General features: G+C 66.0%; 23 protein-coding genes. 2 read left to right on the top strand and 21 right to left on the bottom strand.

The window, feature by feature from the left end:
* Window positions 1-2: 2 nt before the first annotated feature.
* From ETO60_RS07345 to ETO60_RS07430, 19 genes are all read right to left on the bottom strand, one after another.
* Window positions 3-746 (bottom strand): biotin--[acetyl-CoA-carboxylase] ligase, encoded by a 744-nt coding sequence (locus ETO60_RS07345; RefSeq protein ID WP_130004195.1) that lies wholly within the window; start codon window positions 744-746, stop codon window positions 3-5.
* Window positions 743-2,218: an NADH-quinone oxidoreductase subunit NuoN gene (nuoN, locus tag ETO60_RS07350; protein WP_130004197.1), complete on the bottom strand. Its 1,476-nt coding sequence runs from the start codon at window positions 2,216-2,218 to the stop codon at window positions 743-745. Before nuoN ends, ETO60_RS07345 begins: the two co-directional genes overlap by 4 nt.
* A complete protein-coding gene (locus ETO60_RS07355; RefSeq protein WP_130004199.1) occupies window positions 2,218-3,768 on the bottom strand; it encodes an NADH-quinone oxidoreductase subunit M in 1,551 nt (516 codons plus the stop codon). Before ETO60_RS07355 ends, nuoN begins: the two co-directional genes overlap by 1 nt.
* Window positions 3,765-5,825 carry an NADH-quinone oxidoreductase subunit L gene (nuoL, locus tag ETO60_RS07360; protein WP_130004202.1) on the bottom strand — a complete coding sequence of 687 codons (2,061 nt, stop codon included), beginning with the start codon at window positions 5,823-5,825 and terminating at the stop codon, window positions 3,765-3,767. The genes ETO60_RS07355 and nuoL overlap by 4 nt, the downstream gene beginning before the upstream one ends.
* A gap of 7 nt (window positions 5,826-5,832) precedes the next feature.
* The gene (nuoK, locus tag ETO60_RS07365) at window positions 5,833-6,147 is read right to left on the bottom strand and encodes an NADH-quinone oxidoreductase subunit NuoK (RefSeq protein ID WP_390612649.1); all 315 of its coding nucleotides are present in this window, start codon (window positions 6,145-6,147) and stop codon (window positions 5,833-5,835) included.
* 43 nt (window positions 6,148-6,190) lie between these two features.
* Window positions 6,191-6,811: an NADH-quinone oxidoreductase subunit J gene (locus tag ETO60_RS07370; protein WP_130004206.1), complete on the bottom strand. Its 621-nt coding sequence runs from the start codon at window positions 6,809-6,811 to the stop codon at window positions 6,191-6,193.
* Between the two features lie 126 nt (window positions 6,812-6,937).
* Window positions 6,938-7,423 carry an NADH-quinone oxidoreductase subunit NuoI gene (nuoI, locus tag ETO60_RS07375; RefSeq protein WP_130004208.1) on the bottom strand — a complete coding sequence of 162 codons (486 nt, stop codon included), beginning with the start codon at window positions 7,421-7,423 and terminating at the stop codon, window positions 6,938-6,940.
* Window positions 7,420-8,475, bottom strand: a complete 1,056-nt coding sequence (gene nuoH, locus ETO60_RS07380; protein ID WP_130004210.1) for an NADH-quinone oxidoreductase subunit NuoH — start codon at window positions 8,473-8,475, stop codon at window positions 7,420-7,422. Before nuoH ends, nuoI begins: the two co-directional genes overlap by 4 nt.
* A gap of 84 nt (window positions 8,476-8,559) precedes the next feature.
* Window positions 8,560-10,566 carry an NADH-quinone oxidoreductase subunit NuoG gene (nuoG, locus tag ETO60_RS07385; RefSeq protein WP_130004212.1) on the bottom strand — a complete coding sequence of 669 codons (2,007 nt, stop codon included), beginning with the start codon at window positions 10,564-10,566 and terminating at the stop codon, window positions 8,560-8,562.
* 1 nt (window position 10,567) lies between these two features.
* Complete coding sequence (locus tag ETO60_RS07390; protein WP_130004214.1) at window positions 10,568-11,188, bottom strand: hypothetical protein; 621 nt, start codon at window positions 11,186-11,188, stop codon at window positions 10,568-10,570.
* Window positions 11,185-12,477 (bottom strand): NADH-quinone oxidoreductase subunit NuoF, encoded by a 1,293-nt coding sequence (nuoF, locus tag ETO60_RS07395; protein ID WP_130004216.1) that lies wholly within the window; start codon window positions 12,475-12,477, stop codon window positions 11,185-11,187. The genes ETO60_RS07390 and nuoF overlap by 4 nt, the downstream gene beginning before the upstream one ends.
* A complete protein-coding gene (locus ETO60_RS11245; protein ID WP_165362137.1) occupies window positions 12,477-12,620 on the bottom strand; it encodes a hypothetical protein in 144 nt (47 codons plus the stop codon). Before ETO60_RS11245 ends, nuoF begins: the two co-directional genes overlap by 1 nt.
* Entirely contained in the window at window positions 12,620-13,288 is a 669-nt protein-coding gene (gene nuoE, locus ETO60_RS07400; protein WP_130004218.1) for an NADH-quinone oxidoreductase subunit NuoE, read from the bottom strand. The genes ETO60_RS11245 and nuoE overlap by 1 nt, the downstream gene beginning before the upstream one ends.
* On the bottom strand, window positions 13,281-13,463 hold the full coding sequence (locus ETO60_RS07405; RefSeq protein WP_130004220.1) for a hypothetical protein: 183 nt from the start codon (window positions 13,461-13,463) through the stop codon (window positions 13,281-13,283). The genes nuoE and ETO60_RS07405 overlap by 8 nt, the downstream gene beginning before the upstream one ends.
* Window positions 13,460-14,674, bottom strand: coding sequence for an NADH-quinone oxidoreductase subunit D (locus tag ETO60_RS07410; protein ID WP_130004222.1), 1,215 nt, complete (start codon window positions 14,672-14,674; stop codon window positions 13,460-13,462). Before ETO60_RS07410 ends, ETO60_RS07405 begins: the two co-directional genes overlap by 4 nt.
* Window positions 14,675-15,592, bottom strand: coding sequence for an NADH-quinone oxidoreductase subunit C (locus ETO60_RS07415; protein WP_130004224.1), 918 nt, complete (start codon window positions 15,590-15,592; stop codon window positions 14,675-14,677).
* Complete coding sequence (locus ETO60_RS07420; RefSeq protein WP_234026383.1) at window positions 15,589-16,179, bottom strand: NuoB/complex I 20 kDa subunit family protein; 591 nt, start codon at window positions 16,177-16,179, stop codon at window positions 15,589-15,591. The genes ETO60_RS07415 and ETO60_RS07420 overlap by 4 nt, the downstream gene beginning before the upstream one ends.
* A 1-nt stretch (window position 16,180) precedes the next feature.
* Window positions 16,181-16,555, bottom strand: coding sequence for an NADH-quinone oxidoreductase subunit A (ndhC, locus tag ETO60_RS07425; protein ID WP_130004676.1), 375 nt, complete (start codon window positions 16,553-16,555; stop codon window positions 16,181-16,183).
* 108 nt (window positions 16,556-16,663) lie between these two features.
* Window positions 16,664-18,130 (bottom strand): coniferyl aldehyde dehydrogenase, encoded by a 1,467-nt coding sequence (locus ETO60_RS07430; protein ID WP_390612650.1) that lies wholly within the window; start codon window positions 18,128-18,130, stop codon window positions 16,664-16,666.
* Window positions 18,131-18,184: 54 nt separating this feature from the next.
* Between ETO60_RS07430 and ETO60_RS07435 the strand changes: the two genes are divergently transcribed.
* Window positions 18,185-19,381: a thiolase family protein gene (locus tag ETO60_RS07435; RefSeq protein WP_130004228.1), complete on the top strand. Its 1,197-nt coding sequence runs from the start codon at window positions 18,185-18,187 to the stop codon at window positions 19,379-19,381.
* Window positions 19,382-19,459: 78 nt separating this feature from the next.
* Window positions 19,460-19,861, top strand: coding sequence for a hypothetical protein (locus ETO60_RS07440; RefSeq protein WP_130004230.1), 402 nt, complete (start codon window positions 19,460-19,462; stop codon window positions 19,859-19,861).
* Between the two features lie 58 nt (window positions 19,862-19,919).
* Here ETO60_RS07440 and ETO60_RS07445 read toward each other — a convergent pair whose 3' ends face one another.
* The gene (locus ETO60_RS07445; protein WP_130004232.1) at window positions 19,920-20,381 is read right to left on the bottom strand and encodes an SH3 domain-containing protein; all 462 of its coding nucleotides are present in this window, start codon (window positions 20,379-20,381) and stop codon (window positions 19,920-19,922) included.
* 96 nt (window positions 20,382-20,477) lie between these two features.
* Window positions 20,478-21,641, bottom strand: a complete 1,164-nt coding sequence (uvsE, locus tag ETO60_RS07450; protein WP_130004234.1) for a UV DNA damage repair endonuclease UvsE — start codon at window positions 21,639-21,641, stop codon at window positions 20,478-20,480.
* Between the last annotated feature and the right edge of the window lie 206 nt (window positions 21,642-21,847).

The following is a 21,847-nucleotide window of genomic DNA, read 5'->3' on the forward strand; positions in this document are numbered from 1 at the left end:
GTTCACACCTCCGTCACGAGCGAAACGTCGCCAGCGGTGATCTGGCGCACGGTCCCATCCGCTGTCCTGACGAGAAGCGCGCCATCGGCTGTCAGCGACTGAAAACGGCCGGTCTCCTCGCTGGCACCGGCGCGGAAACTGAGCGGCGTTCCGGCCGGATGCGCCCTGTCCAGCCAGTCGCGGATGATCGGCCCCAGTCCGTGCGACCGCCAGCGCGCGACGCACTCGGCCATGTGCTCGGCAAGCGCGGCGGCAAACGTGTCGCGATCCGGTGAAGGTCCAAATTGCGCCAGAGCAACCGTGGGGCGGTCAGGCAGGGCCGGCGCCGAGGCAAGGTTCACGCCGATGCCGACGACCACCCATTGCTGCTGCCGTTCGAGGAGTATTCCCGCCGCCTTGGCCTTGCCGATCAGCAGGTCGTTCGGCCACTTGAGCATCAGCGGTAGTTCGGGGGCGAGACACGGGCGCACGGCTTCGAACAGGGCGAGACCCGCTGCAAGCGAAAGGCTGGCCGGCGCGGGGTCGGTAGCCGTGACGCGCACGGCCGTCGACCCCATGAAATTGCCGCTGCCGTCATGCCAGTGCCGCCCGAGACGCCCGCGACCGTCCGACTGCCGGTCCGCGATCAGCCACTCCCCCTCCGCAGGCGGATCACCGGCAGCGATGCGGGCGAGCAGGTCCGAATTCGTGGAACCGGTTTCGCGGACGGTGCGCAGCGAGATGGAAGGTCCAACCCTCCCGCTCATGCCGTCAGGAACAGCGCGCTCGCCGCCGCCGCCGCCCAGCGCTCCATCGCCGGAGTGAGCAGGAATCCGAGCGGCGAGAGGAGCACCGTCGATGCCGCGAGCACCGACCAGTGGCCGGCCGGGTTGCGGGCCACTTCCGCACGCGCGTCGGATGACGGGCGGGCGTCGAAGAACATGACCTTGACGAACTTGATGTAGTAGAAGGCACCGATCACGCTCGCAGCAATGCCCACAGTTGCCAGCGCGATCAGCCCGGCGTCGACCGCCGCCTGGAACACGACCAGCTTGGCGTAGAACCCGAACAGCGGCGGGATGCCGGCCAGGCTGAACATCAGCACCAGCAACGCCCAGGCGAGCGCCGGCTTGCGCTGGGCGAGGCCGGCGATGCTGCCGAACGTCTCCATCGGCACCCCGTCAGCGTCGTGCAGCATGAGCAGCGCGACGAAGCTGCCCAGGGTCATGACCGCATAGATCGCCAGGTAGATGAGCATGGCGCTGACCCCGGCGGCCGTTCCTGTCGCCAGCCCGATCAGCAGAAAGCCGACATTGTTGATCGAGCTGTAGGCGAGCACCCGCTTGAGGTTTTCCTGCCCGATCGCGCCCAGGGCGCCGACGACGATGGAGGCCAGCGCGACAAAGGCGACAATCTGCTGCCAGGCGGCGAACTGCTCCCCGAAGGCGCTGAAGGACAGCCGCGTCAGGATGGCGACAGCGGCGATCTTCGGCGCACCGGCGAAGAAGGTCGTCACCGGCGTCGGCGCGCCGTCATACACGTCGGGCGTCCACATGTGGAATGGGACGGCCGAGATCTTGAACGCCAGCCCGGCAAAGACGAGCACGATCCCGAAGAGCGCGCCGGTGCCAAGCTCGCCGGCTAGGGCAGTGCGGATTGCATCAAAGTTCGTGCTGCCGGCGAATCCGTACACGAGGCTCATCCCGTAAAGCAGAATGCCGCTCGCAAGGCCGCCGAGGATGAAGTACTTCAGGCCCGCTTCGGCAGACCGCATGTCACTGCGGGCGAAGCTTGCGAGGATGTAGGACGAAAGGCTGGACAGCTCGAGCCCGATGTATAGCGTCATGAGGTCCGTGGCCGAAACCAGCAGGCTCATGCCCACGGCGTTGAACAGCAGCAGGACGGGATACTCGCCACGATACTGTCCGCGCCGCTCGAAGAAGCTCGGCGTGACGACGAGGCAGGCGAAGGTGCTCAGGTAGATCAGCAGCTTGGCGACGGCGGAGAAGGCGTCGAGCCGCAGCAGCGCGCCGAAAGCATTCGCGTCCGGACCCGCCGTGCCGTTCAGCAGCAGCGCGAGGGTGTAGATCGACGCACCGGCAAGCGCGGACGCCGCCGCAATCGTGAGCACACGTGCGGCCGCTCGCGGCAACCATGCCGAGAGCAGCAGCAGCACGAGAGCGACCAGACACAGGCCGAGTTCGGCGCCGATCAGCATCAACGAGGTTGCAAAGTTCATCAGTGGTGCCCTTCACCGGTCGCCGCACGGTGAGCAATCGCGTTCGCCGGAAGCTCGCGCGGCTCTCCGATCACCGGTAGGGCATCTCCGGCAGGTGCCGCACGGGCAAGTCTTGCCTCGAGAGCGGCGATGTCGTTGCGCATCGGGGCGAGAAAGGGTTCGGGATAGACGCCCATCCACAGCACGGCTGCCGCAATCGGTGTGAGAAGCGTCCACTCGCGCGCCGTCAGATCGGGCATACGTGCGGCTTCCGGCGTCCTGTGACCGCCATAGGCAATGCGGGCGTAGAGGTAGAGCATGTAGCCCGCACCAAGAATGATGCCCGTCGTCAGGACAAGGGCAGCCCAGCTGGAAATCTGGTACACCCCCGCCAGGCTCAGGAATTCGGCCACGAAACCGCTTGTGCCGGGCAGCCCGATCGCCGCCATGGTGAAGAACAGGAAGAACACGGCGTAGCGCGGCATTGTGTCGGCAAGGCCGCCATAGCGCGCGATTTCCCGCGTATGCAGACGGTCATAGATCACGCCCACGCACAGGAACAGCGCGCCCGACACCAGACCATGCGAGAGCATCATGATCATGGCGCCCTCGAGTCCCTGGACGTTGAAGGCGAACAGTCCGGCCGTGACGATCGCCATGTGCGCGACCGAGGAGTAGGCGATCAGCTTCTTCATGTCCTCCTGGACCAGCGCGATCAAGCTGGTGATGACGACCGCCGCCATTGACAGGCCGAGGATCAGCCAGGTGAACTGCGCGCTCGCCTCTGGGAACATCGGCAGGCTGAAGCGGATGAAGCCGTACCCGCCCATCTTGAGCAGAACGCCTGCAAGGATCACCGATCCCGCAGTCGGCGCCTGCACGTGCGCGTCGGGCAGCCAGGTGTGAACTGGCCACATCGGCATCTTGACGGCGAAGCTGGCGAAGAACGCCAGCCACAGCCATGTCTGCGCGCCGGCAGGGAAGTCCGTCTGCATCAGGTCCGGGATGTAGGACGTGCCGGCCGTGGTGATCATCCACAGCATGGCGATGAGCATCAGGACGGATCCGAGCAGCGTGTAGAGGAAGAACTTGTAGCTTGCGTAGATGCGGTTGTCGCCGCCCCAGATCCCGATGATCAGATACATCGGAATCAGCCCGGCTTCGAAGAACACGTAGAACAGGATCAGGTCCTGTGCCGCGAACACCCCGATCATGAGCGTTTCCATGAACAGGAAGGCGGCCATATACTCGCCCACGCGCGTGTCGATCGCGCGCCAGCTCGCCAGAATGCACAGCGGCATGAGGAAGACGCTGAGAAGGATCAGCATGAGCGCGATGCCGTCGATCCCGAGCGCCCAGGCAAAACCGGAGAACAGCGGCGCGTATTCCTGGAACTGCCACTGCGGCCCGCCGACCTCGTAAAGCCTCCACAGGAGCACGCCGCCGGCAAGGTTCACCAGCGTCGCCCCCAGCGCCAGCTGGCGAGCCGCCGCAGCCTGCAGGAACAGGCACGCCAGCCCTGCGACCAGCGGCACGAGCATGAGGAGCGAGAGCAAGGGATAACCGGTCATCGCACAAGCACCCAGCTCACCGCCGCGACCACGCCGAGCAGCATGACAAAGGCGTAGTTTGCCAGCTGGCCGTTCTGCAGGTGACGGACCGCGCGGCTTCCGCGCCGCACCACCCAAGCCGCGCCATCAGGCCCGAAGCGGTCGACCAGGCCGACATCCCCGCGCCGCCAGAACAGCCGGCCGAGCCAGAAGGCCGGGCGCACGAACACGGCGTTGTAAATTTCGTCGAAGTACCATTTGCGGTACACGAAGCGGTAGATCGGGCCGAGCTGCTCGGCCGCCTGTCCGGGCAGGCGCGTATCCCGGAGGTATGCCTGCCAGGCCAGTGCCAGCCCCGCCAGCATGGCGATCGTCGCCGCCAGCTTCACCAGCAGGGGCACCTCGTGCATCGCATGCATGAGCGGCGCGTTGTAGAAGATGGAGCCGCCCCAGAACTCCTCGCGGTCGAGGAAGGCGCCGGAGAAGACGAACCCCGCCGCCACCGCGCCGACCATCAGCACCCCCAGAGGAAGGAGCATCGAGGCCGGGCTTTCGTGCGGATGGTAGCCGCCGGTGCCGGCCTCGTAATTGGGTGAAGGGACGGCATGCGGCCCCTTGGGCTGCGCGTCTTCCTGGCTCGGCGGATTGTCGGCACCACCATGGTGAGCATCGTCATGCGCCGCGTGAGCGATGTGCGGGCTGTCGGCCCACCGCGGCCGCCCGAAGAACGTCAGGAACATCAGGCGCCAGCTGTAGAAGCTTGTGAGGAAGGCCGCGAACGCACCGACCCAGAACGCGAAACGCCCCATCTCGCTGCCGCGGGCAAACGCCACCTCGAGGATCGCGTCCTTGGAATGGAAGCCCGCAAAGCCGCCGATGCCGTAGATGCCGACGCCTGTGATCGCCAGCGTGCCGATCAGCATCGCCCAGAACGTGACCGGAATATCGCGCCGGAGGGCGCCGTAATAGCGCATGTCCTGCTCGTGATGCATCGCGTGGATGACGCTGCCCGCGCCGAGAAACAGCAGGGCCTTGAAGAAGGCATGGGTGAACAGGTGGAACATGGCCGCCCCGTAGGCGCCGACGCCAGCGGCAAAGAACATGTAACCGAGCTGGGAACAGGTCGAATAGGCAATCACCCGCTTGATGTCCCACTGGGTCGTACCGACCGTAGCGGCGAAGAGACAAGTGGCGGCACCGATGAAGGTGACGAGCGCAAGCGCGACCGGTGCCGTCTCGAACATGGGCGACAGGCGGCACACCATGAACACCCCGGCCGTCACCATGGTGGCGGCATGGATCAGCGCCGACACCGGCGTCGGGCCTTCCATCGCGTCGGGCAACCAGGTGTGCAGCCCCAGCTGCGCCGACTTGCCCATCGCGCCGATGAACAGCAGGATGCACAAGACGTCCATCGTCTGCAGACGCATGCCGAGGAAGGTGATGGTCGCCCCGCTCATCGCCGGCGCGGCGTCGAGGATCTGGCCGATGGAGGTGGTGCCGAACACCAGAAACGTGCCGAAGATCCCCAGCATGAACCCGAGATCGCCGACGCGATTGACCACGAACGCCTTGATCGCCGCCGCATTCGCGCTCGGCTTGCGGTACCAGAAACCGATGAGCAGGTAAGAGGCCAGCCCCACCCCCTCCCAGCCGAAGAACATCTGCACGAGGTTGTCCGCCGTCACCAGCATGAGCATGGCGAAGGTGAACAGGCTGAGGTAGGCGAAGAAGCGCGGCTGGTCCGGATCCTCGGCCATGTAGCCCCAGGAATAAATGTGCACGAGCGCAGACACGCTCGTGATGACGACCAGCATGACCGCCGTCAGCGTGTCCACCCGCAACGCCCAGTCGAACACCAGCGTCCCCGACTGGACCCAGGGCGCGACCGGCACGAGAGCCGGAGACGCCTCGCCCGTCAGGAAGCCGAGGAAGATCGGCCAGGACAGGGCACACGCAACGAGCAGAGCGCCGGTCGTCACCGCCTTGGCAAAGACCGGCGGCGCCGCCTTGTTGACGATGCCGGCCGCCAGCGCCGCCAGCAACGGCAGGAACACGATGATGGTGATGGGTTGCACCGCGGCCTCAGTCCTTCAGCCTGTCGACATCGTCGATCGCGATCGTCCCGCGACCGCGATAGTAGATCACGAGGATCGCCAGCCCGATCGCCGCTTCCGCTGCCGCCACGGTCAGCACGAACATGGCGAAGATCTGCCCGGTGAGATCGCCGAGAAACGCGCTGAAGCCGACCAGATTGATGTTCACGGCGAGCAGGATGAGCTCGATCGCCATCAGGATGACGATGACGTTCTTGCGGTTCAGGAAGATGCCGAGGACGCCGAGGACGAACAGGATGGCGCTGACCACGACGTAGTGTTCGATGCCGATCACGACACGCATCTCCTCGCCCAGCGGAGAAAATCCGTCTTCGAACGAGGTCCGATCACAGCTCGACCCCCTCTCCCACCTTGGGCCTGGTCATCACTGTGGCATCGACCGGCTTGCGCCCGATCTGCCGCGCGATGTCCTGCCGCGCAGCCGATCCGCGGCGGTCGCGGTGCGTCAGCACGATCGCCCCGATCATTGCCACGAGAAGGATGAGACCGGCCATCTCGAACAGGAACACATACCGCGTGTAGAGCAGCGCCCCCACGTTCTGGATGTTGCTGAGCCCCGGCAGCGCCTGCGAGGGCGCGGCCGGCGTGCCGAGCGCCAACCCTCCTGCACGGTAGGCGCCGAAGCCGAGCACCATTTCGGCCAGCAGCACCAGCGCGACGGCGAAACCCAGCGGGGCGTTGCGCACGAACCCGGCCCGCATGCTCGCCACATCGATGTCCAGCATCATGACGACGAACAGGAACAGCACCGCAACGGCGCCGACATAGACGATGACGAGCAGCACGGCGACGAATTCGGCACCGACCAACACCATCAGACCGGCTGCGTTGAAGAAGGCGAGGATCAGCCAGAGGACGGAATGAACGGGGTTGCGCGCGAGGATCACCATCACCGCAGCGAGGATGACGATGGTCGCGAACATGTAGAAGGCAAAGAGCTGGATCATGCTGTTCGTCGCCCCATGCCGTGGCCGGGCTTTGCTCCCCTAAGACAGTCCCGTGGCCGTTTGGACACCGGCGGATCGCACCGGCGCTCCGCTCGTGACTCGTGCGCGGTCGTGTTGCTGCCGCCCCTAGCGATAGCCGGCGTCGGCTTCAAGGTTGGCCGCGAGCGCGCGTTCCCACTTGTCCCCGTTCGCCAGCAGCTTGGCCTTGTCGTAAAGCAGCTCCTCGCGCGTCTCCGTCGCGTATTCATAATTCGGCCCCTCCACGATCGCGTCGACCGGGCAGGCCTCCTGACAGAACCCGCAATAGATGCACTTGGTCATGTCGATGTCGTAGCGCGTCGTGCGCCGGCTGCCGTCCGCGCGGGGCTCGCTCTCGATGGTGATCGCCTGGGCCGGACACACCGCCTCGCAGAGCTTGCAGGCAATGCAGCGCTCCTCGCCATTGGGATAGCGCCGCAGCGCATGCTCGCCGCGGAAACGGGGCGAGATCGGGTTCTTCTCGTAAGGATAGTTGATCGTCGCCTTCGGCTTGAACAGGTAGCGCAGCGTCAGCGCGTGGGCCTTGAGGAATTCCCACAGCGTGAACGACTTGATCAGCTGAGCCGCGTTCATGAACCCGCTCCGAAATGTCCGGTCGCCATGAGCCAGCCGGAGTTGATAACGATGAAGAACAGCGACAGAGGCAGGAACACCTTCCAGCCCAGACGCATCAGCTGGTCGTAGCGGAACCGCGGAACCGTGGCCTTGATGAGGCTGAAGACGAAGAAGAAGAAAAAGATCTTGGCGAACAGCCAGATCCATCCGGGGACGAGGTAGAGCGGCGCCCAGTCCACCGGCGGCAGCCACCCGCCGAAGAACAGGATCGCCAGCAACGCGCACATGAGGAGCACGTTGGCATACTCGCCCAGCCAGAACAGGGCGAAGCTCATGGAGCTGTATTCGGTCTGGTAGCCGGCGACCAATTCGCTCTCCGCTTCCGTGAGGTCGAAAGGCGCCCGCGCCGTTTCCGCCAGAGCGGAGATCAGGAACATCACAAAGAGGGGAAACAGCAGCGGATTGACGACAAAGGCGTTGATGACGCCAAGGCCGTGCCCCTGCTGCGCGGCGATGATGCCGTTCATGTTGAACGTCCCTGCCCACAGGATGACGCACACGATGATGAAGCCGATCGACACCTCGTAGCTGATCATCTGCGCGGCGGCCCGCAGAGCCGAGAAGAACGGGTATTTTGAGTTCGACGCCCAGCCCGCGATCACCACGCCGTAGACGCCGAGCGACGACACCGCGAGGATGTAGAGCAGACCGACATTGATGTCGGCCAGAACCGCCTCGGGTCCGAACGGCACCACCGCCCAGCCGAGCAACGCGACGGTGAAGGTGATGATCGGGGCGATGAGAAATAGGCCGCGGTTGGCGGCGCTGGGGACGATGGTCTCCTGAAGGAAAACCTTGAGCCCGTCGGCAAAGCTCTGCAGCAGCCCGAACGGCCCCACCACATTCGGTCCGCGCCGCAGCGCGACGGCCGCCCAGACCTTGCGGTCGACATAGATGACCATCGCCACCGCCAGCATGAGCGGAAGGGCGATCAGCAGAATACCCAGAACGGTCGCCAGGAACCACGCGGCACCGTAGGCCATGCCCAAACTGACGAAGAACTCAGTCACGATCACCCGCCTTCATTATGCCGCGCCCACGGCTGACGCGCCCGCGCTCCGTGAACGCGAGGCCGAAACCCTGCCGCTCTCCGCTCACTCGGCAGCCTCCAGCATGTCTGCGTTGCCGAGCAATTCCGCCGAGCACCGCTGCATCGTCGGGCTGGCACGGCAGATCGCGTTGGTGAGGTAGAAATCGGCGATGGGATAGGAGATGACGCCGGCTGCGCGCGCGCTGCCGTCCCCGCGCGGCAGTTCGCCCAGATCGATCAGACCGGGCGACGACAGAGCCGGCACTTCGGCAATCATCGCCTCCCTCAGTTCGGCAAAGCTGTCGAAGCCGACGTCGACGCCAAGCACATCCGCAAGCGCGCGCATTATCGTCCAGTCGGCACGTGCGTCACCGGGAGGGAACACGGCCGCCTCGGCAGTCTGCACCCGCCCTTCCGTGTTGACGAACGTGCCGTCCTTCTCCGCATAGGAGGCCGCCGGAAGGATGATGTCGGCGGCGTGCGCGCCCCGATCTCCGTGATGGCCGACATACACCTTGAGGCTCCCGGCAAAGGGCTTGTAATCCATCTCGTCGGCGCCAAGCGAAAGCAGCACCCGCGGCCGTTCCTCGGCCACGGCGCGGATCCCCCCGGCCTGCGCGAAGCCGAGCAGCAGTCCGCCCATCCGGCTCGCGGCCATGTGCAGGACGTTGAAGCCGTTCCAGCCGTCCCGCACGAGGGTCCAGTCCTGTGCCAGCGCCAGAGCCGGGTGCAGAGCTCCCTTCGCCAGCCCGGCTGCCCCGACGATGATTGCCGGCCGCTGCGCCGCGGTGAAGACATCGCCCACCGCGTCCGGCAGATCGTGCAGAACGGCCGCGTCCTCTCCGAGAAACTCGGCCGGGTAGGTCGTATCCCAGTGTGGCCCGATGATGAAGATGCGCGCCCCGCGCTTCCAGGCCTTGCGCAGACGGCTCTGGACCAGCGGCGCCTCCCAGCGCACGTGACTGCCGACGATGAGAATGGCGTCGGCGTGCTCGATTCCGGAAAGGCTCGAGTTGAACGCGACTGCGGCAAGGCTGGACGTGTCGTAGACAAGGCCGGTCTGCCGCCCTTCCAGCAAGTCCGACCCCAGAGCCCGTAGGAGACGGCGCGCCGCAAACATCGTCTCGCAGTCGACCAGATCGCCCGCAACGGCGGCGATGCTGCCACGCGGATCGGCCGCCGCGATGGCGGCGAACGCCTGCTCCCAGCTTGCGGGCTGAAGCCGTCCTTCCTTGCGCACCCACACCCGGTCGAGGCGGCGGTGCATCAGCCCATCGACCTGATAACGCCCCTTGTCCGACAGCCACTCCTCGTTGACCTCGTCGTTCACGCGCGGCAGCGCCCGCATGACCTCGCGCCCGCGGCTGTCGAGGCGGATGTTCGCGCCCACGGCATCCGACACGTCGATGGACAGCGTCTTGCGCAGCTCCCAGGGCCGCGCCTCGAAAGCGTAGGGCCGGCTGGTCAGGGCGCCGACGGGACACAGGTCGATGACATTGGCCGACATCTCGTGCCGGACCGCCTGTTCGAGATAGGTGGTGATCTCCATGCTCTCGCCCCGGCCCACCGCGCCGATTTCGTCCACGCCCGCGATCTCTTCGGAGAACCGCACGCACCGTGTGCAGTGGATGCAGCGGGTCATGACCGTCTTGATCAGCGGACCCATGTACTTCTCGGACACCGCCCGCTTGTTCTCATGGTACCGCGATGCGCCGCGACCATAGAACATGGCCTGGTCCTGAAGATCGCACTCGCCTCCCTGATCGCAGATCGGGCAGTCGAGCGGATGGTTGATGAGCAGGAACTCCATCACCCCTTCGCGCGCGGTCTTCACCATCAGGCTGTCGGTGCGGATCTCCTGCCCCTCGGTCGCAGGCAGAGCGCAGCTGGCCTGCGGCTTGGGCGGACCCGGCTTCACCTCGACGAGGCACATCCGGCAATTGCCCGCGATGCTCAGCCGCTCGTGATAGCAAAAGCGGGGGATCTCCTTGCCGGCAAGTTCACACGCTTGCAGCACGGTGGCGCCATCGGGCACGTCGACCTGCTGGCCGTCTACGGTGACTGTTGGCATGTCAGCTTTCCTGCGCCTGCAGAAGGCGGAAAGACGCGGTTGCGAGCATCGAGCGCATGCCCATAGCCGACGCCTCCACGGGCCGCCCACCTTGGCGCGCGCAGATGTCGAAAACCGGCTTCACGTCGGCAAGCGCATGGACTTCTTCCGGTGAGTTGATCGGCGTTTCAAAGAGCGCGGCGACGACGTGCGGAGCGCCCCGTACGGCGCACATGGCGACGGCATCGGTGTACGAATAGGTTGCGGGCGCCTTGCCGGCGACGGCGCGCGACAGCCGCAGCACCAGCGGATCGGGATGCGTCTCCAGCAGACGCTCGGCCAGGCCACCGGCGAAGGGCAGTCCGCCAAGCTCAATGCGGCGATATTTCGCTGGCATGGCGTTGAAGCAACGCCCGGACCCGCGGGTTTGGGCCAACTTCGTCATTTCGCGTTGATATTCGGCCGACGTGAAATCCCGCGCCAGTGTCCGGGCTACGCTCTCCCGGTTCTCGTCGGCAATGCAGGCGGTCCATGCCTCGATCGCGGCGCGCTGTTTCGCGACATCCAATTCCTTTCGGGGCATCTGAGCGGACAGTCCACTCGCCGCCAGTACCGACAGCGCCAGGCAAATTGCAAATCTCATTCCGCCGCCTCCGCATAGGTGCGTTGCCGCTCGACGATACGCCGCTCGAGTTCCGGGCGGAAGTGGCGGATCAGCCCCTGGATCGGCCATGCGGCCGCATCGCCCAGCGCGCAGATCGTGTGGCCTTCGACCTGCTTCGTGACCTGTTGCAGCATGTCGATCTCGTCGATGGCCGCATCGCCTTCGCGCAGCCGCTCCATCACCCGCCACATCCACCCGGTGCCTTCGCGGCAGGGGGTGCACTGGCCGCAGGACTCGTGCTTGTAGAAATAGGACAGGCGGGCGATTGCGCGCACGATGTCGGTCGACTTGTCCATGACGATGATGCCGGCCGTGCCCAGCCCGGAGCCAAGCTCCTTCATGCCGTCGAAGTCCATCGGCGCGTCGATGATCTGCTCGGCGGGCACCAGTGGGACCGACGACCCGCCGGGGATCACCGCCAGCAGATTGTTCCAGCCGCCGCGGATGCCGCCGCAATGCTTCTCGATCAGCTCGCGGAACGGGATGCTCATCGCCTCCTCCACGACGCAGGGCCGCTCGACATGGCCGCTGATCTGGAACAGCTTCGTGCCCTTATTGTTATCGCGCCCGAACGAGGCGAACCAAGCCGCGCCGCGCCGCAGGATGGTCGGGGCGACCGCGATGCTTTCCACGTTGTTGACGGTCGTGGGGCAACCATAAAGCCCGGCGCCGGCCGGGAAAGGCGGCTTGAGGCGCGGCTGGCCCTTCTTCCCCTCAAGGCTTTCGATCATGGCGGTTTCTTCGCCGCAGATGTAGGCGCCCCCGCCGCGGTGCATGAAGATGTCGAAGGCGTAGTCCGATCCGCAGGCATCCTTGCCGATCAGCCCGGCGGCGTAGGCCTCGTCGATGGCGGCCTGCAGGGTTTCGGCTTCCCGGATGTACTCGCCGCGGATGTAGATGTAGGCTGCTCGCGCACGCATGGCGAAGCCGGCGACAAGCGCGCCTTCCAGCAGCTTGTGCGGGTCGTGCCGGATGATCTCCCGGTCCTTGCAACTTCCCGGCTCGGACTCGTCGGCGTTGACGACGAGAAAGCTGGGCCGCCCGTCTTTCGACTCCTTGGGCATAAACGACCACTTCATCCCGGTCGGAAACCCGGCCCCGCCCCGCCCCCGCAGACCGCTGGCCTTGATCTCGTCGATGATCGCGTCCGGCCCGCGGGCGAGCAGCGCCTTGGTGTCGTCCCAGTCGCCCCGCATCCTCGCGGCGGGAAGGCGCCAGTCCTGGTAGCCGTAGAGATTGGTGAAGATGCGGTCCTTGTCGTGGAGCATCACAGCATCCTTCCGAACACGACAAGGGCGGCCAGAGCCAGGATCGCGACGAGAGCGACCGTCTTTGCAACGCCCTTGAACAGCTTCCACGCGATCACCACCGCGATCAGCGCCACCACGAGCAGGAGGACGGATGCGTCCATCACCACTCGCTCCGGTAGTCGTGGTTGGCATCGACCATCGCAGTCAGCGTCGTGGGACCGCCAGCTGGCTCGCTGGTGTGACGTCCGGGTTCCTGCGTGCCGGTTTTCGGCCTCTGTCCGGCGGCAAGCGCGTCAAGGATGGCGTCGAGCCGCTCTGGAGTCAGATCCTCGTAGTTGTCGTCATCGATCTGCGCCATGGGTGCGGTGGCGCAGTTGCCCATGCACTCGACCTCGGTGAGCGACCAGAGCCCGTCCGCGGACACCTGCCCTTTCTTCATCCCGCGCCTGTAGCAGGTCTCGAACAGGGCGTCCGAGCCGCGCAGCATGCACGGCGTCGTGCCGCACACCTGGACGTGATGGCGCCCCATGGGCTGAAGGTTGTACATGAAATAGAAGGTCGCGACCTCGAGCGCGCGCACCACCGGCATGTCGAGATAGCGGGCCACGTATTCGATCACCGGCAACGGGAGCCAGCCGGCTGTGCCCAGTTCCTCCCCGACCTGACGCTGGGCGATGAAGAGCAGCGGCATGATGGCCGACCGCTGCCGCCCTTGCGGATAGCGGGCGATGGCGCGGTCGGCTTCGGCCTTGTTGGCAGGCGTGAACGCGAACCCGCCCCAGCGCTGGCGCAGTTCGGGAGTGTCGGGTGCCGGGGAACGATCAGCCACGCGCGAGCCTCCGCTCAAGATGGCGTCCCGCGTAGAAGCCGAGCAGCGCCGCAACAGCAGTGGACAGGACGTCCTTCACCGTGGCCTCGCCATGGAACACGGCCAGATAGGCGGCGATGCCGGACGCAAACAGCGCAAAGGCGCCGAGCACGATCAAACCCTCTCTCAGGATCACCGGTCGCACTCCCCGAACACCACGTCGATCGCCCCGAGGATCGCCGTGGCATCGGCCAGCATGTGCCCGCGGCACATGAAGTCCATCGCCTGAAGATGGCTGAAGGCGGTCGGCCTGATCTTGCAGCGATACGGCTTGTTGCTCCCGTCACTCACGAGATAGACGCCGAACTCGCCCTTGGGACTTTCCGTCGCGACGTAGACTTCGCCGGCTGGCACATGGAACCCTTCGGTGTAGAGCTTGAAGTGGTGGATCAGCGCCTCCATCGACTGCTTCATCTCGCCGCGCCGGGGCGGCACCACCTTGCGGTCTTCGCTGGCAACCGGTCCCGCCGGCATTTCCGCCAGACACTGCTTGATGATGCGCGCACTCTCGTACACTTCCTTCACCCGCACCATGAAGCGGTCGTAGCAGTCCGAGTTGGTGCCGACCGGCACGTCGAACTCCATCCGGTCATACACGTCGTAGGGCTGGCTCTTGCGCAGATCCCACGGAATGCCCGCGGCCCGGATCATCGGCCCGGAAAAGCCCCAGGCGAGCGCATCGTCCTTGCTGACCTTCGCGATGTCGACATTGCGCTGCTTGAAGATGCGGTTGTCCATGACGAGACTCATCGCATCCCCGAACAGCTGCGGCAGCCGCGTCTCGACCCACTCCCCGATGTCGACGAGCAGCTTTTCCGGCACGTCCTGATGCACGCCGCCCGGCCGGAAATAGGCCGCGTGCATCCGCGCTCCGCTGGCGCGCTCGTAGAAGTTCATGGTGTCTTCGCGCAGCTCGAACACCCACAGGTTCGGCGTCATCGCCCCGACGTCCATGACGTGACTGCCGATGTTGAGCATGTGGTTCATGATGCGCGTCAGTTCGGCGAACAGCACCCGCAGATACTGTGCGCGGAGCGGCACTTCGATGTTCAGCAGCTTCTCGATGGCCAGCACCCAGCTGTGCTCCATGCACATCGGGCTGCAGTAGTCGAGACGGTCGAAATAGGGCAGCGCCTGCAGATAGGTCTTCGTCTCGATGAGCTTTTCGGTTCCTCGATGGAGCAGGCCGACATGCGGATCGACACGTTCGATCACTTCGCCATCCAGCTCCATCACCAGCCGCAGCACGCCATGGGCTGCGGGGTGCTGCGGCCCGAAATTGATGGTGTAGTTGTTGATGACGCCATCGCCCGTCGTGGGCGACTGCTCCGCCTGCAGCCCGCTCATCTACGCGCCCTCGCCCTGTTCCTTGCCGTGCGCTCCCGACACATCCGGCTTCGTGGCCGGAGCGGTTCCGGCGGTGCTGCCCGCGCGAGCGGGACGCGACGGCCTGTCTTCGGTCGGATCGGGCGACGACGGCTCGTCGACCTTGGTTTCAGTGGGAACGGGCTGCCCGCTCCCCAGCGTGCTGCTCGAAGGTGCGAACCCTGCGGGTGCGACCGGCTCGGCGGCCTTGCTGTCGGCCTGACGGCCGGCGCCGGTCTGTCCGGCCTGTTCGGTGGTCTTGGGCTCTGCGACCGGCGGGTGGGTCGCCTTCTCGTCACCGGGCAGCGGATAGTCCGCGCCTTCCCACGGCGACAGGAAGTCGAACGTGCGCAGGTCCTGAGTCAGGCGGACAGGCTCATAGACAACCCGCTTCTCGTCCTCGGAGTAGCGCAGCTCGATGTAGCCGGTCAGCGGGAAATCCTTGCGAAACGGATGCCCTTCGAAGCCGTAGTCGGTCAGGATGCGGCGAAGATCCGGATTGCCGGCGAACACGACCCCGAAAAGGTCGAAGACCTCGCGCTCGAGCCAGCCGGCATTCGGCCACAGGGTCGTGACGGTGGGAACCGGCGTGACCTCGTCCGTGCGCAGCTTCACCAGCACCCGCTGGTTGCGCGTGACGGAGAGGAGCATGTAGACGACCTCGAACCGTTCGCGGCGCGAGGGGAAGTCGACTCCGGCGATCTCCATGAGCTGCTGGAACTCGTGCCGGTCGCGCAGCACCCTCAGCACGTCGGCGATGCTCTCGCGCCGCACCTCCAGCACCATCTCGCCATGCGCGAACCGGGTCGAGAGCACGTGCGCCGCCACGCTGTCGGCAAGTTCGGCCAGAGCCTCGGCCGAAGTCCGGACCCGGGGGGCGGAATGCAGCACCGCGCTCATCGCTCGATCGTTCCTGCGCGCCGGATCTTCCGCTGCAGCTGCATGACGCCGTACAGCAACGCTTCCGCACTCGGCGGGCAGCCGGGGACATAGATGTCGACAGGCACGATCCTGTCGCAGCCGCGCACCACCGAATAGCTGTAGTGGTAGTAGCCGCCGCCGTTCGCGCAGCTGCCCATCGAGATCACGTACTTGGGATCCGACATCTGGTCATAGACGCGCCGAAACGCCGGAGCCATCTTGTTGCACAGCGTGCCGGCGACGATGATCACGTCCGACTGCCGCGGAGACGCGCGCGGCGCGACGCCGAACCGCTCCATGTCGTAGCGCGGCATGTTGACGTGGATCATCTCCACGGCGCAGCAGGCGAGGCCGAAAGTCATCCACCACAGGCTCCCGGTCCGGGCCCACTGGAACAGGTCCTCCGTCGAGGTGACGAGGAATCCCTTGTTGTCGACTTCCGTGGCGAGCGCGTTGAAGTAGTCCTGATCCGGCAGGCGGACCTCCCCGCCCTGCGCGGTCGGCAGGCGTTCAGGGCTGACCCGGCCGTCGCGGCCAGCCGGACTGATTGTCGATGTCGTGTCCATGTCAGTCCCAGTCCAGTGCGCCGATCTTCCACTCGTAAGCGAGCCCGATGGCGAGGATGCCGAGGAAGATCATCATGCCGGTCCAGCCGACCCACCCAGTCACGCCGAGGCTGACCGCCCAGGGAAACAGGAATGCCGCCTCGAGGTCAAAGATGATGAAGCTGATCGCCACGAGATAGAACTTGACGTCGAACTGGCTGCGCGCATCCTCGAACGCGGGGAAGCCGCATTCATACTCGCTCAGCTTCTCGGCGGTGGGATTGTACACCCCCGTCAGCCTCGCCGTCGCCATCGGCAGAAAGACGAACAGCGTGGAAAGGCCCAGCGCGATCACCAGGAAGATCAGAATGGGCAGATACTGCGACAGGTCGACCACGAGCGATTCCGGTTCGGCTGGATGTGCTGCTGGCATCTACGCCGCAGACCGACGGAGCGCAAGGCCGCTGCCAGCGCCGCCCGTTCCCCCTTTGTCCCGGCCGAACCCCTACTTCATCGTCATGCGCACCGTCCGGTCGGTCGCCGGACCGTACGGCGGCTTGAACCCGGCCAGCTTGGCCACGTCCACCCGCGCCTGATGATAGATGCTGCGGGCGTGACTGAACTCGCGGAACCCTTCCGGCCCATGATAGGATCCGATCCCCGACGCGCCCGTGCCGCCGAACGGAAGATCGTCCATCGACACGTGGAACAGCACGTCGTTGGTGGTGACGCCGCCCGATGCGGTGCGGCCCAGCACCACCTCCTGCTCGGCGCGGTCGTTGCCGAAATAGTACAGCCCAAGCGGCCGGTCGTTGGCGTTGATGTGGTCGATCGCCTCTTCGGTCCGGGAATAGGTTTTCACCGGCAGCACCGGACCGAAGATCTCCTCCTGCATGGCGCGCATGTCATCGGTGACCTTGCGCAGGATTGTGAGCGGCATCTTGCGCGCGTTGCTGTTGGCAAAGTCCTCGTCGGCAGGGTTGACGACGACTACCTCCGCTCCCTTGTCGCGGGCGTCTTCCACCAGGTCCTGCAGACGCTGATGATGCCGGTCGGTGACGATGCTCGCATAATCATCATTGGCGAGCACCGTCGGGTAAAGCGTGCGGGCACCAAGCTCGACGGCGGCGACCATCGCGTCCTCCTGGCTCTCGTGCACCAGCAGATAGTCGGGTGCCAGGCAGATCTGCCCCGCGTTCATCATCTTGCCCAGCGCGATGCGCTCGCCCGCCTTGGCAAGGTCGGCGGAACGGCCGACGACGACCGGCGACTTGCCGCCGAGTTCCAGCGTCACGGGGACGAGATTGCGGGCGGCTGCCTCCATCACCTTGCGTCCGGTCTGGGTCGAGCCGGTGAACACCAGATGGTCGAACGGCAGTTCCGAGAACGCCTGCGCGACGTCTGGGCCGCCGGTGATGACCGCCACTTCCTCCTCGGCAAAGGTGCGCTCGACAAGCTGCCTGAGCAGTTCGGATGTCCGCTCGGTGAACTCCGACGGCTTGAGCATCGCCCGGTTGCCCGCGGCAAGAACCTGCATGAGCGGACCGAAGGACAGGTTCACCGGAAAGTTCCAGGGGCTCAGAATGCCCACCACCCCCTTGGGTTCGTAGCGCACCTCGGCACGGGCACCGAGAAGCGGCAGGGGGAAGTCGAGGCTGCGCCGGCTCGGCTTGGCCCAGCCCTCCAGATGCTTCAGACAATACTTGCCGAACCGCACCGTGCCGGCGATGTCCGTCATCATGGACTGACGCTGCGACCGGCTGCCGAAGTCCTCGGCCATGGCCGCGCAGAGCGCCTCGGCATGGTCCTTCAGCAGCCGCACGGCCCGCTCGATGCGGTTGCGCCGCACGGCGAGCCGTTCGGGGCGCGAGGCCACGAAAGCGCCGCGCTGCCGCTCAAGCACATGCTGCATTCTCGCCGCCTCTCCGCTCATCCGCTGCACCTCCGCATTGTCAACATCTGCCGGGGACATTAGCTACCCGCCACTGATTTACCAGCCTCCGCTGCCACCGAAAGGTTCCCGTTCATGCCGTCCTTCAGTCCGTCCGATCCTGTGGTTCTCCTGTCCTATGCGCGCACGCCGATGGGCGGGATGCAGGGCGTGCTGGCCGATGCGTCCGCCACGGATCTCGGCGCAACCGCCGTGCGCGCGGCCGTGGACCGGGCGGGCGTGGCCGGAGACACGATCGACCGGATCTACATGGGCTGCGTCCTGCCGGCCGGCCTGGGACAGGCGCCGGCAAGGCAGGCGGCGATCAAGGCGGGGCTGCCCGTTTCCGTCCAGGCCAGCACCGTCAACAAGGTGTGCGGTTCGGGCATGCAGACCATCATCATGGGCGCCGAGGCGCTCGCCACCGGCAGCGCGGACGTCATCGTCGCCGGTGGCATGGAGAGCATGACCAACGCGCCCTACCTTCTGAAGAAGCACCGCTCCGGCGCCCGCATCGGACACGACACCGCCTATGACCACATGTTCCTCGACGGGCTGGAGGACGCCTACGAGGCCGGCCGGGCCATGGGCACATTCGCGCAGGACACGGCCAACGAGTACCAGATGAGCCGCGAGGACATGGACGCCTATGCGGTGGAGTCGCTGCGCCGTGCCAACGCGGCAATAGAAACGGGCCGCTTCGATGACGAAGTGGTGCCGGTGGTCGTCTCCGGCCGCGGCGGCGAGACGCGCGTCACCACCGACGAGCAGCCGGGCCGCGGAAAGCCCGACAAGATCCCGTCGCTGAAGCCGGCCTTCGCCAAGGACGGCACGATCACCGCCGCCACCTCCTCGTCGATTTCCGACGGCGCGGCAGCCGTCGTTCTCACCCGCGAGAGCGTCGCCCGTGCCAGGGGGCTGGCGCCGGTTGCCCGCATCGTGGCCACGGCCGCGCATGCACAGGAGCCAGCCCGCTTCACCACGGCGCCCATCGGGGCGATCCGCAAGGTGCTGGACCGCGCCGGGTGGCAGGTGGCCGATGTCGATCTGTGGGAAATCAATGAAGCGTTCGCCTGCGTCGCGATGTTCGCCATGCGCGACCTGTCGATCCCGCACGACCGGCTGAACGTGAATGGCGGCGGGACCGCGCTCGGTCACCCGATCGGCGCGAGCGGAACCCGCATCGTCGTCACTCTGCTCAACGCCCTGAAACAGCAGAACAAGCGCCGCGGCGTGGCCAGCCTGTGCATCGGCGGCGGCGAGGCAACGGCCCTCGCCATCGAGATCTGCTGACAGGCGGAAAAGAACGCGCCCTTCAGGAACATCGCACCGCGCGGGGCGCTTGGAAGCTTTATTCGTGGAGATTCCGAGATGAAGCGAACCGCGCTCGCCTGCATGACTCTGGCTCTTGCGGCCTGTGGGCAGAACAACCGCACGGCACAGGAGCAGCAGGCGCAACCGACCACACCGGCCACCGGCGCGATGGCGCCCGCTGCTCCGTCCGCCAGCGCCGGCGTGTACGAGGTGACAACCACGGACAACCAGCGCCTGACCAAGCGCCTGAACGCTGACGGTTCGTATCTAATCTCGCGCGACGGCACGCAGACCGAGAGTGGCCGCTGGCGGGAGTCGGGACAGCAATTGTGCCTCACTCCGCAGGGCGGAAGCGAAACCTGCTACACCGGTTCGCAGCCGGACGCGTCAGGCGCGTTCGTGATGCAGGGCAGCGGCGGGGCGCTGAACGGGGCGAGCGTGCGGCGAACCGCAGGCTAGCATTGTCGGAGCCGCTGCGGATCCGCGCGCCCATGGCGCGCGGCCCTGCGCGCTGAAGTCAGATGCCCCAGAGGTGATTGGCAGGAGCCCAGCCGCGGCGCTTGCCGATCGCGATGCGGCACCAGCCCTCCGCGCAGGTTTCGAGCCGCGCGATGACGTCGCGTTCGAGCCGCCACAGCAGACGGGCACCCGCGTCCGGCTCTTCGCGCATCGGCGTCAGGCCAGGCTGCACGACCATCACGGTACGCTCCTCCGTCAGCAGCCGCGCCGCCACCCAGCCGCGCGCGCCGTCCTTGTCCTCGACGAGGCGCCACCCCTCGCGCACGCGCACGACCCGCAGTGGCACGCCGACGCGCTTGTAGATCCAGGCGATCCGGAACTCCGGACTGGGCCCCACGCGCATGTTCACTTCGTTCACCCGGGTCGAGGCCCAGTAGGGAACCGTTCTCTGCTGCGCCTCGAGCCGTTCAGGAAAGGCGAACGCCGCGAGGAGGAGAAGCACACAAGCAAGTGACCGCATGCGCGAGCAGTAAGACGGTTGGCGCGTGCCTCGCAAGAGAGGTTCAGCAAGGCGCACAGGCAGCGGAGCGTCCCCCTGGCCCTGCGGCGGCGGCGCCTATGCAGCCGCGTCCTGCAGCCCTTCGTCGACGTCGGCGCTCTCATCCCGGGCAGCGCCGGCCTCCAGCCGCACCTCGTCGGCAGCAAGCCGGGCCGCATCGTCTTCGGTGATTCCGAAGCGGGCGGCGACATCCGGCGCGAAGCGCAGCAAGTCCGGCCTCAGGCGCAGCAGGCTGATGTCCTTTGCCTTGCCTTCCAGCATGACGTCGAAGATCAACCCTTGAGCCATCCGCATGAAGGTGGCGAACTCGAACGGATTGGTGAAGTCGGAATGGCCGGTCCAGACCGGCGCCCTCAGCACCGTCTTGATACGCGCGCCTGCCTTGACGGGTGTTTTCAGCATCTCGCCCTTCGGGGCTGAAGGCGTTCCGCTTCTCGCCGCGTCCCGCTGCCTGGCGGTGAGTTTCACCTTGACCTCGCGCAGTTCCGTACGCGGGGAGGAAAAGTGGATCTTCGGGCGGCATCCGTCCGGCCACGTGGCGAGGAACCGCTCAAGCGTGCTCCGCATGTCCACCCGCTCGGGGTTGAGGCACCAGAAATGCTGGTAATCGAACACCAGCCGCACACCCGTGCGCTCGTGGATCCACAGAACGTCCGCGGCAGAAAAGCGGATGTCGTCATTCTCCAGCACCAGGCGCCGACGAACATGTTCGGGACACCTCTCGAACCCGGAAATCCACCGCGCCCGGCTGGCTTCGTGATCGCCGTAAACGCCGCCCACGTGCGTGACGAGCACCGCCTCGTCATCAAGCTCCATGCGGTCGAGCATGTCCGCCTGGCTCGACAGATCCCAGATGCTCTTGGCGGTCAACGCGTCGTCGGGCGAATTCAGCAGCACATACTGCGAAGGGTGGAAGGACAGACGGATGCCAAGCTCCCTCGCCCTGCGTCCGAATGCCCTCAGCTCCGCGTCGCTGTCCGCCACCTGATTGTGGAACTGCGGAAGTTCCGGATGGGTGGCGTACGGCGCGATGTCCGAGGAAAGCCGGTACATGCGGATGTCCTCTTCATCGAGATAGTCGAGAACGGGGTGAAGCAGATCGAGCGAGCATTTGAGATGCGGGTTCTTCTGCCAGCGCCGGGTGTCCTGCGTCCTGAGCCCCGCCCGCCCCATCACTTTGACCGGAAAGCCGAGCCGCAGGGGCTGCCGCTGATCACTCATGCCCGCTCCCCGCCTCCCCGTTTGGCAGACGCGTCCACGATCCCTGCGGCCGCTCTACGGGCAAGTGGCTGGCGGCGATGCCCGTCTGGTTTGCGTGCGGGTGTGGGCCGGTCATGGCAGGGAAATGCAGTCCGGCCGCAAAGGGTCCGCGCCGGCTGATCGCACCGCATGATGCACACGGACAGAAGGCGGACGACGCATCCGCC

Origin of the sequence: Qipengyuania thermophila (assembly GCF_004153605.1) — a bacterium.
Lineage (GTDB): Bacteria > Pseudomonadota > Alphaproteobacteria > Sphingomonadales > Sphingomonadaceae > Qipengyuania_B > Qipengyuania_B thermophila.